The 14044-nt window shown below is 70.8% G+C and carries 8 protein-coding genes; all 8 read left to right on the forward strand.

Annotation, left to right across the window (positions count from 1 at the left end):
• Positions 1-257: 257 nt before the first annotated feature.
• A complete protein-coding gene (locus ACTOQ2_RS04005; RefSeq protein WP_440098316.1) occupies positions 258-2048 on the forward strand; it encodes a substrate-binding and VWA domain-containing protein in 1791 nt (596 codons plus the stop codon).
• A 201-nt stretch (positions 2049-2249) separates the two neighbouring features.
• Positions 2250-4778, forward strand: a complete 2529-nt coding sequence (locus ACTOQ2_RS04010; protein ID WP_440098317.1) for a sigma factor-like helix-turn-helix DNA-binding protein — start codon at positions 2250-2252, stop codon at positions 4776-4778.
• Positions 4779-5299: 521 nt separating this feature from the next.
• Entirely contained in the window at positions 5300-6427 is a 1128-nt protein-coding gene (locus ACTOQ2_RS04015) for a GNAT family N-acetyltransferase (RefSeq protein WP_362687360.1), read from the forward strand.
• Between the two features lie 155 nt (positions 6428-6582).
• Positions 6583-7413, forward strand: coding sequence for a glycosyltransferase family 2 protein (locus tag ACTOQ2_RS04020; RefSeq protein WP_440065779.1), 831 nt, complete (start codon positions 6583-6585; stop codon positions 7411-7413).
• Positions 7414-7415: 2 nt separating this feature from the next.
• The gene (locus tag ACTOQ2_RS04025) at positions 7416-8366 is read left to right on the forward strand and encodes a glycosyltransferase family 2 protein (protein WP_440098318.1); all 951 of its coding nucleotides are present in this window, start codon (positions 7416-7418) and stop codon (positions 8364-8366) included.
• Complete coding sequence (locus ACTOQ2_RS04030; RefSeq protein ID WP_440065777.1) at positions 8363-9166, forward strand: polysaccharide deacetylase family protein; 804 nt, start codon at positions 8363-8365, stop codon at positions 9164-9166. The genes ACTOQ2_RS04025 and ACTOQ2_RS04030 overlap by 4 nt, the downstream gene beginning before the upstream one ends.
• Positions 9167-9444: 278 nt before the next feature.
• On the forward strand, positions 9445-12717 hold the full coding sequence (locus tag ACTOQ2_RS04035; RefSeq protein ID WP_440098319.1) for a hypothetical protein: 3273 nt from the start codon (positions 9445-9447) through the stop codon (positions 12715-12717).
• Positions 12718-12819: 102 nt separating this feature from the next.
• On the forward strand, positions 12820-14043 hold the full coding sequence (locus ACTOQ2_RS04040) for a DUF418 domain-containing protein (protein ID WP_440098320.1): 1224 nt from the start codon (positions 12820-12822) through the stop codon (positions 14041-14043).
• The last annotated feature ends 1 nt before the right edge of the window (position 14044 follow it).

Genomic DNA, 14044 nt, shown 5'->3' on the forward strand with positions numbered 1-14044 from the left:
CACCGGCCGCCGGTCGCCTGTCTCCCGTTGCCGATCTTCCGTTGTTTCTGCCGCCCGACCAGGTGATCTCCGCCGCCGCCGGGCGTCGGCGGCCCGCGCGGACGCAGGGCTCAATGATCGACACATACGGTAACAGCGGCACCGAAATGCGTTTTTTGCCCCAGTAACCATTCCCAGTACAGTTCCGTGAATATTGCGGACGACCTCCCGATAGGGTGACCCGCTAGCTCCATGACATCGACACCAAAGAGGACATCGTGGGCGGACGTCACCGGACGGATGAACTCGAGGACGGCTACACCCCGTACAGGGAACCGCAGCCCAGACGCAGGCGCGGGGGACGCGGCAAGGTACTGGTCCCGCTGGCCGGGTCCGTCGCCCTCGCGGTGCTGCTCGGCGTCGCCGCGTTCGTGGTCATCAACCGCGACCGCGGCGCCGGGGCGTGCGGGGGCGAGGCGCTCCCGCTGCGGATCACCGCCTCCCCGGACATCCAGCCCGCCCTGTCCCAGATCGCCGGGCGCTTCAACAAGGCGGCCCACGACATCGAGGGCAGGTGCGCCACGGTCACGGTGACCAAGGGCGCCTCGGCGACCGTGGCCTCCTCCTTCAGCGGCGGCAAGGCCGCCGCGATGGACATGTGGATCCCGGACTCGAAGCTGTGGGTAACGAACCTGCGGGCGAGGAACCAGGAGGTGCCCGAGGCGGGCGAGTCCATCGCCCGCTCCCCCATCGTCATGGTGGCCTCCGGCTCGGTGGTGCCGAACCTGAAGAAGAGCTTCGGCGAGGCCAGCTGGGGCGGCATGATCAGCGCCGCCAACGTGGCCAACGTGGACGGGCCCGGCCGCAAGGTGCGCGTCCTCGTGCTGGATCCCTCGCTCAACGCCGCCGGGCTCGGCGCGCTCCTGGCCGCCGCCGGGGTGGCCACGGCCTCCGGCGCGGGCGAGGAGCAGCTGGTCGGCGCGCTCAAGAGCCTGTCGGGGTCGACGTCGACGGTCCGCGACCAGGACGCGCTGCTGGCCAGCCTCGGCGTCAAGGGCAGCAAGGCCCCGCTGGGCATCTCCTCGGAGCAGGGGGTCTGGGCGTTCAACAAGTCCAAGAAGCCCGAGGTCCCGGCCGTGCCGCTCTATCCGGCAGAGGGGACCATCAACCTCGACTACCCGGTGGTGGTCACCGCCGAGGACGCCGCCGTGCGCCAGGCCGCCGAGGCGTTCCGCAAGGAGCTGGGCAGCGAGGCGTCCAGGAAGACGCTGCAGGACCAGGGGTTCCGCACCCCGGACGGCAAGGGCGGCAAGGCGATCTCCGGCTCCGAGGGCTTCCAGGCCAAGGCCCCGCAGGCGATCGAGCCGCCCGACGGCAAGACCGTCGCGAGGATGTCCCAGACCTGGTCCCGGATCAAGCTGGGCACGAGGCTCATCACCCTGCTGGACGTCTCGGGCACCATGGCCCTGCCGGTGCCCGGTACCGGGCTGACCCGGATGCAGGCGATCAGCAGGATCGCCGTCGAGGGCATGAAGCTCTTCCCGGCCAAGAGCGAGATGGGACTGTGGGAGTTCTCCACCCATCTCAACGGCCAGGGGGTCGACTATCGCGAGACGGTCCCGGTCGGCCCGCTCACCGAGGACATGAACGGCGTCCTGCGCAGGGATGTGATCAACCAGAGGCTGATCACGACCCGGGCGAAGTCGACCGGCGACACCGGTCTCAACGACACCCTCGCCGCCGCCTACAAGCAGATGACCGACGAGTACCAGAGCGACAAGATCAACACGGTCCTGATCCTCACCGACGGCGCCGGCAACGACGACCCGGACGGCGGGATCAGCAACCAGCAGATCCTGAAGCGGCTCAAGGAGCAGTTCGACCCGGAGAAGCCGGTCAGCGTCCTGATCATCGCCTTCGGCCCCGACGCCCCCAAGGGCAAGCGCCAGATGGACGCCCTGGCCAAGGCGACCGCCGGTGACGCGTACATCGCCAAGGACATCCTGGAGGTCAGGAAGTTCTTCCTGGAGGGCATGAAGCGCCGGCTCTGCGCTCCCAACTGCGACTGACCCTTCCCCCTCACCTTCATCCTGTACGGCTGGTGTCACATTGGCACCAGCCGTAGCAGTTTTCCCAGGTCATACCGTGTCGGCATGATATGAACCCCTTTGGTCAACCGGTTGCCGGGAGGTGGCGTCCTACGCGTGTGGGCTGGAACGGGTGAGTGGTGAAACCCGTGAACGAGCCCGTCTCGCGGGGGAGGAATGTCCGTGCCCGGATGGCCGACCGTCGGCCGAACCGACGATCAACAACTCGTTGAGGCGCTGCGGCGTGCCGACACAACGGCGCCGGCGAGCCTCTACGACTCCTATGCCGAACGTCTCAACGACTACGCCCACTCGCTGCTGGGCGACCGTGAGGCCGCCGCCGGTGCCGTGCACGACGCCCTGGTCGCGGCCCAGGGCGGCGTGGACCGCCTGCGCGAGCCCGGCCGCCTGCGCGCGTGGCTGTACGCGCTCGTGCGGATCCGGTGCGCGGACGAGGGGCGCGGCGGCCCGCGGGGGTCGGCGCCGCCGCCCGACGTCCACGACGACCCGGGCGAGCGGGAGCTGGCGGCCCTGGTCCACGAGGCGATGGCGGAGCTGAGCGGGCAGGAGCGCGAGGTGCTCGAACTGTCGCTCCGCCACGACCTCGGCAGCGGCGAGGTCGGCGCGGTGCTGGGGCTGACCTCCCGCCAGGTCACGGCGAGGCTCGGCCGGGCCCGCGACCACCTGGAGAACGCGGCCGCCGCCGTGGTGCTCGCCAAGGTCGGCCGGGCGCACTGCCCCGACCTGTCGGCGATGGTGGACTCGTGGGAGGGCCCCCTCACCACGCTGCTACGCAGGCGGCTGTCGGCCCACATCGGCCGCTGCGAGGTCTGCGTCGAGCGCAGGGACCGGCACGTCTCGGCCGGGCGGCTGCTGGACCTGGTCCCCCTGGCCTACCCTCCGCTCTCCCTGCGCCGCCGGGTGATCGAGACCTGCGTGAACCCGGAGGCGCGCGAGGACCGCGCCGCCATCGTCGCCGGGAACGGCTTCGACAAGGCCGGTTTCCCCGTCGCGGCCGATCGGCGCTCGGGGGGCCGCCGGTGGGGTGGCAGGAAGGGCGCGGGCGGCAGGCGGGCACGCGACGAGAGCTCCCCCTCGGGCGGGGGGAGCACGCCCCCCGAGGGCACCCGCTCCCGGCACGCGGCGCTTCCCGCGGACCCCGGGACGTCGCACCCGGACGCGAGAGCGTGGCCGGCCGGGACGGAGGCGCGGTACGGGGAGAAGCGGGCGGGACACGCGGACACCGGGACACGCTCCCCGGAGAGCCTGCCGCGCCACCCCGAGATCGGGACGGCGCCGAGGTACGTGATGGCGTCGCCGGCGGACGGCGGGCCCGGACGCGCGGCACCGTGGACGGACGCCGGGACCCCGCGCGCGTCATGGCCGGCGGACGGCGAGGCGCGGCACGCGCCACCTCCCGTGGACGTCGAGGCCTGGCCGGCACCGGCCGTGAGCGCCGAGGCGTGGCCGGCCCCGACGACGAACCCCGACGCCTGGCCGGCACCCCCCGCGAACGGCGAGGCGTGGCGCACCACGCCACCCGCGAACACCGAGGTGTCACCGATGCCGTCCCCGGACGGTGAGACCTGGCGCACCCCGCCGTACGCGGACGGCGAGGCGTGGCGCACGTCGTCTCCCGACGACGAGGTGTGGCCCGCGCCATCCGCGGCCCGCGAGTCACGGCCCGCGTCGTCTCCCGACGGTGAGGTCTGGCGCACGTCGTCTCCCGACGACGAGGTGTGGCCCGCGCCATCCGCGACCGGCGGATCGCGGCCCGCGTCGTCCCCCGACGAGGCGTGGCCCGGGGAGTCCCCCGAGAGCGGTGAGGCCCTGCCCACCCCACCGGCCGGTGGCACCGAGGTCTGGCCCACGTCACCGGCGGAGGCTTCAAGGGTACGACGCACGCCACCGGCGGGAGACCCCGGGGTCCGGCGTACACCGCCGCCCCCCGGCGAGGGGAAGCGGAGGACGGAGGCGCCGCCGGCGCAGCGACGGCGGCGGCGCGGGCGCAGGGGGCCGGTGCTGCTGGCGGTGGTGTGCGTGCTGGCCGCCACCGGGGCGGTGGTCGTGGTGGGCGGGCAGGACCTGGCCGGAGGGGCGTTGAGGGACCCCCGGACCGCGCCGGGGACGGAGCCCGCGCTGATCACACTGGAGCCCGGCCCCGAGCCGGAGGCCGGCTCGCCACCGGAGGATCCGGAGGCGGAGGCCGCGCCGACGCCCACGCCGAAGCGGAGCCGGAGGACCGAGACACCCGTTCCCGCCGCCCCCACCGCCACCGCGGCGCGACCGGCACCGAGCCGCGCCCCCACGGCGGGGCGGCCCCGCCCCACCCGCACCGCCGCCAAACCGCCCGCGGCCGGACGGCTGAGCGTCTCGTGCCCGGGCGACATCGGGGAGGGCGCCGGGCAGATCCGGCTCGCGGCACGCAACGCCACGGTCTCGTGGTCGGCGACCACCTCCGGCGGGCTCGACGTCCACCCCGCGCAGGGGCGGCTGAGGCCGGGCGCGAGCAGCGTGATTTGGGTCACCGCCAAGGATCCGTCGGAGAGCGGCGCCGGGCGGGTCGCGTTCAGGTCCGCCGGGGGCAACGCCGGATGCGCGATTTCCTGGGAAAGCCCTGAGTCCGAGGCCTCCACGCCCCAGGACGAGCCGGCTCCCGATCCGACTCCCACCCCTTCCGCCGGAGCGAGCTCCGAGGGGGCGACGGACTGATTCCCGTATCTCGTTTTACCTAACACCGAGACTTCTCCCGTGGATCAGGTAAACCATGGACTGGTGCCGAGCGTCGGCATTGACGTCCATGTTGAGTGATTGGTCACATGAAGAGCGCGATCAGTCACATCATTACCAACCAGGAGCTCGGAGATGTCGATCAAACGCAGGGTGCTCAATTGGGCCCTCACTCTCGCCTGTGCCGCGGGAGCCGTGATCGCCTTGGCCGACATCGACACTCCGTTACGCTTGTTCCTTACGCCCCTGTTCCTGTTGGTCGTTCCGGGCGCCGCAGTGGTAGGACTGTTGCGTGATCGTGACCCGCTTGCGGCACTATCAGTGGGTGCGGCAGCGAGCCTGGTTGTGAACGTTCTCCTGGCCGCTGCCATGCTTACCTTTGACGCATGGTCGCCCCGTGCCGGAGTCGCGACGATCGCGGTGCTCGGCGGCTTCATATACGTACTACGCGTGTTGTATCGGGGGAGCGGGAGCTTGCAGACCGAACAGGGGGCCAGGTCAAGGTGAACATCGTCATCGTTCGCCCGGAGGACCTCGGGGAGCCCGAGATCTCACGATGGCGGGAGTTGCAGGTGGCGGATCCGTCGCTGGACAACCCCTTCCTCTCCGTGGAGTTCACGCTCGCCATGGGGCGGCTGCGCGACTACGTCCGTGTCGCGGTCATCCAGGACGGTGGCAAGATCGTGGGGTTCTTCCCCTACGAGCGCCACAGCTTCGGGATCGGCAAGCCTCTCGGCGGCTTCCTGACCACCTGCCACGGATTGATCTCGGTCCCCGGCCTCAAGCTGGACGTCCGGACCCTGCTGCGCGCCTGCAAGCTCTCCGTCTTCGACTTCGACCACCTGGTCCCCGGCCAGCCGACGTTCGCGCCGTACGAGTCGGACGTGCGACCGGCTCCGGTGATGGACCTCAGCGTGGGGTTCGAGACCTACATCGAGCAGGTGAAGGCCAACTCGCCGAAGAACCTCAAGACGGTCCGCTACAAGGAGCGCAAGCTCGGCCGCGAGCAGGGCGAGATCCGCTTCGAGTGGTACTCGGCCGACCCGGGCACGCTGCGCACGCTCACCAACTGGAAGTCCGACCAGTACCGCAGGACCGGCCGGGTCGACCGCTTCGCCCAGCCGTGGATCGTCCAATTGCTCGACGAGATGCACGCGGCGAGGTCCGAGAGTTTCGCGGGCGTCCTGACCATGGTCTATGCCGGAGACAGGCCCGTCGCCGGCCACTTCGGCCTCCGGACGGCGACGACCCTGGTGGGCTGGTTCCCGGCCTACGACACCGAGTTCGCGCGTTACTCCCCCGGCATCATGCACCACCTGCACATGGCCGAGCACGCCGCGAACTCCGGGCTGCAGCAGGTCGACATGGGCAAGGGCGGACGCGAGTACAAGAGCTGGTTGAAAAGCGGTGACCTCTTCGTCGCGGAAGGCCGCGTGTCGCGTCCCTCCCCGGCCGCCGCCGTCCACTGGATCGGCCGCACCCCGGTCAACAAGGCACGAACGATCGTTACAGATCGCCCGAATTTGTACAGGCTTGCCGACCGTGTGTTGAAGGGTTTCGGCCGTATGCGCTCCCCCGCGCAGAACCAATCAGGCACTCCGGTCGTCAAGGAACCATGGGGAGTGGGCTAGACCGCTCCCGTTCATCACCACACCACCCGCCAGGACCCTCGCATGCATCCCTCATCGCATTCGCCGTTTCCGCCGGTCGTCCCGATCGGCGAAGGCCCCGGGTCCGTCCGCCAGTCACCCCTGACGACCGACCGCCCGGAAGGACATCCGTCACAATGAGTCCCGAGATCACCAAGCACTACAACAACAAGCCACCGCTGAGGGCGGTGCCACCCATCGAGCGGTTCACCCCCATCACGCCCAACATGGCGATCTCCCCCACCGTCAGCGTCGTCGTCCCCGCCATGAACGAGGCGGAGAACCTTCCGCACGTCTTCGCCACGCTGCCGCAGTGGATCGACGAGATCGTCCTGGTCGACGGCAACTCGAAGGACGACACCGTCGCCGTGGCCAGGAGGCTGCGTCCCAACGTCCGCGTGGTGCACCAGACCGGCAAGGGCAAGGGCGACGCGCTTTCTGCGGGCTTCGCCGCCTGCACCGGCGACATCATCGTGATGATCGACGCCGACGGGTCCACGGACGGCCGCGAGATCATCCAGTTCGTGGGCGCGCTGGTCACCGGCGCCGACTTCGTCAAGGGCTCGCGATACGCCTCCGGCGGCGGCAGCGACGACCTGACGTTCATCCGCAAGTTCGGCAACAAGACACTGACCGCGCTGGTCAACAGGATGTACGGCACCAGCTACAGCGACCTGTGCTACGGCTACAACGCCTTCTGGGCCCGCCACCTGGACGTCCTCAACCTCGACTGCGACGGCTTCGAGATCGAGACCCTGATGAACGTCCGCGCCGCCAAGGCCGGTCTCAAGGTTCACGAGGTCCCCAGCCACGAGCGCTGCCGCATCCACGGCGAGAGCAACCTGCACGCCGTCCGCGACGGCATCCGGGTGCTGAAGACCATCATCCGCGAGTGGCGGAGCAACCCGGCTCCCGTCGTTCACGAGCCGGCCGCCGCCGCCCCGGCCGCCGACCAGGGTGCCGCGTAACCATGAGAAGCAGTGTCGTCATCTGCGTCTACACCGAGGACCGCTGGGAGGACATCCGGGCGGCCGTCGAGTCGGTCGAGAACCAGACGCACGCGCCGCACGAGATCATCCTGGTCGTCGACTACAACCCGGATCTCCACCTGAGGCTCAAGAAGGAGTATCCCGGCGCGATCGTGGTGGAGAACGCTCAGGAGAAGGGGCTGTCCGGTGGCAAGAACACCGGTGCGGCGACCGCCTCCGGCGACATCGTGGCGTATCTGGACGACGACGCCGTCGCGGAGCCTGGCTGGCTGGAAGCACTGGAGGAGGGCTTCCAGGACCCGACCATCGTGGGGGTGGGCGGGCTGACCAGGCCGCTGTGGGGCATCGGGCACCGGCCCGGCTGGTACCCCCACGAGTTCGACTGGACCGTGGGGTGCAGCTATCTCGGCATGCCCACGGAACGAGCCCGGATCCGCAACGTCATGGGCGGCAACGCGGCCTTCCGCAGGGAGGTCATCGGCGGTGTCGGCGGGTTCCACACCGGCATCGGGCGCAGCGTGCAGGGGCGCAAGCCCCGCCCGCTGGGCTGTGAGGAGACCGAGTTCTGCATCCGGCTCTCGCAGCGGATGCCGGGGTCGGGAATGCTGTTCGAACCGGCCGCGGTGATCGGCCACAAGGTGCCGCCCGTGCGCTCGACGTTCGCCTACTTCCGCTCACGCTGTTTCGCCGAGGGCCTGTCCAAGGCGCTGGTCGCCCAGAGCGTGGGAGCCGGCGACGGACTGTCGAGCGAGCGGGCCCACGCGCTGAAGGCGCTGCCGCTGGGCGCGCTGCGCGGGGTCGGCGAGGCGCTGCGGGGTGACCTGTCCGGCCTCGGCAGGGCCGGGGCGATCGTCGTCGGCCTCGCCTGGACGACCTGGGGTTACATCGTCGGCTCCCTTCGACTGAAAATGAAGCGGGTGCGTGCGTCATGATCCGCGTACCGATCCTGATGTACCACTCGGTCTCCGACCGGCCCAACGCCGAGACGAAGCCGCTGGCGGTACGCCCCTCGGCCTTCGCCGAGCAGCTGGCCTACCTGAAGGAGAACGGCTTCACGCCGCTGACGGTGGCCGACCTGGTCGCCTCGCTGCACAACAACAACGGCCGTTCCATCCCGGAGCGGCCGGTCGTGGTGACCTTCGACGACGGGTACGCCGACTTCCACAGCGAGGCGCTGCCCTTGCTCGAACGCTACGACTTCCCCGCGACGGTCTTCCTGACCAGCGGGTGGGTCCGCGACGCGGGCAAGGACGCGGCGGGCAGGCCCCTCGACACGATGCTGTCGTGGAGCCAGGCCCGCGAGGCCGCCTCGTGCGGTATGGAGATCGGCGGGCACAGCCACAGCCATCCCCAGCTCGACCAGCTGCCCGAGGACGAGCTCCGCCAGGAGCTGCGGCGCAACAAGGCCCTGCTGGAAGACAAGATCGGTTCCCTGGTCTCGACGATGGCCTACCCGTACGGCTACTCCAGCGTGCGCGTGCGGCGCGAGGTCAGGAAGGCCGGATACTGGGCCGCCTGCGCGGTGAACAACGCCATCGCCGCCGACCGGCACGACGTGCTCGCGCTGCCGCGCCTGACCGTCGCCGAGGGCACGTCGATGAAGATGTTCAGCCGGGCGGTCGAGGGAAACCAGGTCCCGCTGATCTACATGAGGGAACGAATGCTGACGAAGGGATACGCCGTCGTCAGGCGCACACGATACGGTCTGCGCAAGGTACGCGGCCAGGCGTGAGCCACCGGCCACGCCCCGGGAGACGCGCGATCCGCGGGGCGGGTCGCGCACCGGTGGCCGACCCGGTGTGACCGGCGGTCCTCGCTCCGTCCGACGCCCCCTTTCCCGGGAGCGGAGGCGTCGGGAGAGGGGCCGCCCGGCCGGAGAACGGCCGCCGCACCGCTTCTCAACGATCTACGCGAAGCGCCCGGACATGACGGATCTCCGCGGTGACTCGTCACACCCTGGTCCGCGTAGCCGCCATGATGTTAGACGTGAGGCAACGGGCAGGTAATGACGTGACGACGACGGGGGCGGCGGAGACCGCCGAGGTCGGGGAGATCGATCCCACCCACCCCGCGCCTTCGGACGGAACCCGGGCCGGGTCCGACGGCGAGCCCACCGGCACGGCGCCCTTCGAAGCGCCTGACGACGAGGCTCCCGACGAGCTCCCGGATGACGAGATCGCCGAGGGCGAGGCTCCGGACGGCGAGACGCCCGACGGGAGCCCGTACGGCGAGAGCCCCGGCGGCGAGACGTCCGACGGCGAGGAGGCTTCGGGGGGCGACCCGCGCGACGACGCGGACGACGACGGCACGCCGCCGGACGCGGACGCCGCGGACGCCACGGACACCACAGGCGACGCGGACGACGCGGACGACGCGGATGCTCTGGACGACGCGGACGCCTCAGACGAGGCGGATATCGCGGATGCCGCGAGCGCCTCAGACGGCGCGGATGCTCTGGACGACGCGGGCGGCACGGACGACGCGAACGCCCTGGACGAGGCGGACGCCGCGGATGCCGCAGACGAAGCGGGCGACGCGCCGGATGACAGCGTCTACGGCGACGACCCCGAAGTCACCGCCGTCATCAGGCTCCCCCTCCGCCCGGTCGCCCCGCCCCCGGCCGGCGTTTCCGAAAACGAGTCGGCCGAGACGGCCGAGGTCCCGCCCGCGCCCACCGAGGACGAGGACGAGGACAGATTCGAGACCACGGCGGAGATGCGCCTGCCCGGCCGGGCCGCGCCACTCCTCAAGCCCGCCTCCACCACTCGGAGGCCCTCGGAACCCTCGGAGCCCCCGCCGGCCGCGGAATCCTCAGCGCCCTCAGCGCCCCCAGCGCCCCCAGCGCCCTCGCGGCCCTCCGACCCCTGGGAGTCCGCCGAGCTTCCTGGCGAAGAGCCGCGGGGAAGGTCCGCCGGGGCGCCCAGGCAGCCCCTGGAAGTCTCGAAGCCCCTCCCCGAGGTCACAGAAACCCCAGCGGCCCACCAGGCCCCACAGGGCACGCAGAGGAGCTCGGGGACCGGTTCCGGGGCGGGAGAGGGAGCCGGGAAGGGAGCGGGAAAGGCGGCACCGGCGACCAGCGCCATGCCTCCGTCCGCGGCGACCGCCACCGGGGCCCCGTCCGCGACGCCCGCCGCCAGGCCCTCACGCCTGCAGGCCGTGATGCGGTCGGCCATGGTGTGGCTGCCGCCGGTCCTCACCATCGAGGGTCTGATCATGTACGTGCTGGCCCTGCGCGTCGCGCCGGGCCCGCTGCGGGGCGTCGACCTGAACGACATCGACGGGGTGGGCCTGATCTCGGCCATGCCGCCGACCGCGTTCGCCGCGATCCTGCTGATGCTCGTCGCGTTCTTCGTCACGATCGCGCAGAACACCGACCGCAAGTTCCTGCTGCTCTTCCAGATCGCGGCGATCACCTTCGCCCTGCACGGGGCGGCCGCCCTGATCGAGGACGAGGCCAGGTTCCACACGGCCTACGTCCACGCGGGCTTCGTGGAGTACATCAACCGCACCGGCGAGTCCTCCGCCCTCCTCGACGCCCGCCTGGCGTGGCCAGGGTTCTTCGCGCTGGTGGGGTTCATCACGAAGGCCGCCGGGGTCACCGACCTGACGACGATCATGCGGTGGACGCCGCTGCTGTCGAACCTGCTGTACCTCCTGCCGTTCGTGCTGATCCTGCGCCAGGTCGTCGCCACCACCCGGGCCCGCTGGTTCGCCGCGCTGCTGTTCGTCATCGTGCAGTGGATCGGCCAGGACTACTTCTCCTCCCAGGGCTTCACGTACGCGATCTACCTGGCCTTCGTGGCGATCGTGCTGCGCTGGTTCGGCAAGGTGGAGCCCCGCGAGAAACCGATGCCGGCCAAGGGGTTCGTCCGGCGGCTGCTGGCCCGCCTGGACGGGCTGACGCCGGGCGAGCTGCCGCACTCCACCGGCGTCTACGACCGGGCCATCATGCTGATCGTGCTGATCGGCCTGTTCGCGACCGCGACCGCCTCGCACCAGATCACGCCGTTCATGATGCTCGGCGCGCTGACCGGCCTGATCCTGCTGCGGCGCTCCTCGCTCAGCTGGGGGCTGCCCTTCTTCCTGGGCCTGATGGTGCTGGCGTGGATCAGCTACCAGACGGTCGCCTTCTGGAGCGGGCACATCGACCAGCTCTTCGGCGGTCTGGGCCGGATCCTGGAGAACCTCCAGAGCAACACCGGCGACCGGATCGACGGCAGCGATCCCAAGCACGCGCTCGTCCTGATGGCCCGCCTGGGCATCTGCGGCGTCATCCTGACGCTGGCCGCCGCCGGCCTGTTCCGCCGCCTGCGGCGCGGCGTCGGCGACCGCGCGGCCCTGCTGCTGCTGTGCATCCCGGTGCTCGCCCTCGGCCTGCAGAACTACGGCGGCGAGATCGGCCTGCGCATCTACCTGTTCGCGCTGCCCGGCGCCTGCATCCTGGCCGCGTACGCCTTCTTCCCGAACCTCCCCGCGGGCACCGAGGACGCGCCGGAGGAGACGGTGCCGATCCGCAAGCGCAACATCCGGTTCAACCCGGAGCTGACGCGGCGGATCTCGCTGCTGCTGGCCGCCGGGTGCGCCATGGTGCTGGCGATGGTCTTCCTGGTCGCACGGTACGGCAACGAGCAGTTCGAGCGGGTCTCCGCCAGCGAGGTCGCGGCGATGCACTACGTCTACGACCACGACAAGCCGAGCGCCCGCGTCCTCTACCTGGTCCCGCTGCTCGGTGAGGAGGTCACCCCGAGCATCCCGTGGGGCGAACGCGACTTCGACAAGATCTCCTACCAGCAGGTGCTGGTGGACAAGAACCCGGCCCAGCTCTCCTCGGTGATCGACAAGCTCCGGGTGTCGCCGCCCAACACCTATCTGGTGGCCACCCGCGGGCAGGCCGGATACCTGCAGCTCAACCACGGCTTCCCCACGGACTGGGCGCCGCGGTTCCGCGCCGCGCTCGACGCCCACAAGGAGCTCAAACGGGTCTTCAACGGTGAGGACGCCGCCGTCTACACGCTCAAGACCTACCCCGAGGGGGCCGAGATCCCCGAGCCGGGGGTACCGACCGGCGGCAGCGACCCGACCTCTCCGTGGACGCCGATCGGCCTGGGCGCGCTGGGCGTGACGTGGATCGCGCTGTTCGGCTACGAGGTGTTCCTCCTGCGCGGCCGCGATCAGACGACCAGGACGAGGAGGACGAGGAGGCGCATCCTGCTCGTCGCGGTGCCCGCGTTCGTGCTGGCCGTAGGGGTGATCGCGGAGAGGTTCATCGTCATCGGCTCCTGACCTCAGTAAAGGACAAAGTCTCTCGGCGGACGATCGGCGCGCGCCATACTGAGCACCGTTCGCCGGGGGGCGCACGTCTCGAACTGCTCGAAGGACGGTCAGATGCTCGCAGAGGGACCCCGTGGCCGGGCGGGGGCCTCCACCGAGGTCACAGGGCGGCGGATCGCGGCGGTCGACGCGCTACGCGGTTTCGCGCTGTTCGGCATCGTGGTGGTCAACATCACCTATCTCGCCTCGGGATACCGGATGGCGGGGCTGGCGGCGCCGTCGTTCTCCGCGCCGCTCGACTGGGAGGTGCGCTGGGTCGTCTCGGTGCTCTTCGAGAACAAGTTCTATCTGCTGTTCGCCTTCCTGTTCGGCTACAGCTTCACCCTCCAGATCGACTCGGCCCACAGGTCGGGGGCGGCTTTCGTCCCCCGGTTCCTGCGCCGCCTGGGCGGGCTGTTCCTGCTCGGCCTGGCCCACGGGATCCTGCTCTTCCCCGGTGACATCCTGGCGACGTACGCGATCGTGGGGCTGGTCCTGCTGACGGTGCGGCACATCACCCCGCGCACCGCGATGATCGCCGCGCTCGCGATGACGGTGGCGCTGGCCGTGGGGGTGCTGCTGCTGGCCGTGCTGGCGGCGCTGGGCACCGACGCCTCCGAGGCCGTGTCGGAGAGCGCGGCGCAGGCCGCCGTGTCGGACCGGGCCCTGCACGGCTCCGCGTCAATGATCATCAACGAGCACCTGCACAAGCTCGCCAAGATCTTCGTGTTGCGGGTCTTCTTCCAGGGGCCCACGGTGCTCGCCGCGTGCCTGGTCGGACTGGCCCTGGGCAAGCTGCGGCTGCTGACCGACCTGTCCGGGCACACGGCCACGCTGCGGCGGCTGCAGTGGGCGGGGTTCACCGCGGGGCTCGCCGGGGCGCTGGTCTACGCGCACTCGACCTGGTCGGGGGGCGGGCACGCGTACCACATGGTCGGCCAGACGGTGAACCTGGTCACCGCGCCGCTGCTGGCCGCGGCCTACGCCGCCACCCTGCTGCGCCTGCTGCCCGCGGCGCCGCGGCTGGCCGGGGCACTCGCGGCGCCCGGCAGGCTGGCGTTGACGAACTATCTGGGGCAGTCGCTGATCAGCTCGCTGATCTTCACCGGTTACGGGCTGAGCCTGGTCGACCAGGTCAGCCCGTTCCATGTGGTGTCGATCGGCGTCGGCATCTTCGCGGCGCAGGCCGTCTGGAGCCGGTGGTGGCTGCGCCGCCACCGCTACGGGCCGGTGGAGTGGCTGCTGCGCTGGTTCACCAACCGGCGCAGGCCCGCCCGCTCCCCGGGCGACGACGCCTAGA

It is taken from the genome of Streptosporangium sp. H16 (assembly GCF_051918855.1).
Classification (GTDB): Bacteria; Actinomycetota; Actinomycetes; order Streptosporangiales; family Streptosporangiaceae; genus Streptosporangium.

Coding starts and splice junctions, on each gene's coding strand:
- ACTOQ2_RS04025 (WP_440098318.1), top strand. CDS start 7,416: ATGAGAAGCAGTGTCGTCATCTGCGTCTACACCGAGGACCGCTGGGAG.
- ACTOQ2_RS04040 (WP_440098320.1), top strand. CDS start 12,820: ATGCTCGCAGAGGGACCCCGTGGCCGGGCGGGGGCCTCCACCGAGGTC.
- ACTOQ2_RS04030 (WP_440065777.1), top strand. CDS start 8,363: ATGATCCGCGTACCGATCCTGATGTACCACTCGGTCTCCGACCGGCCC.
- ACTOQ2_RS04020 (WP_440065779.1), top strand. CDS start 6,583: ATGAGTCCCGAGATCACCAAGCACTACAACAACAAGCCACCGCTGAGG.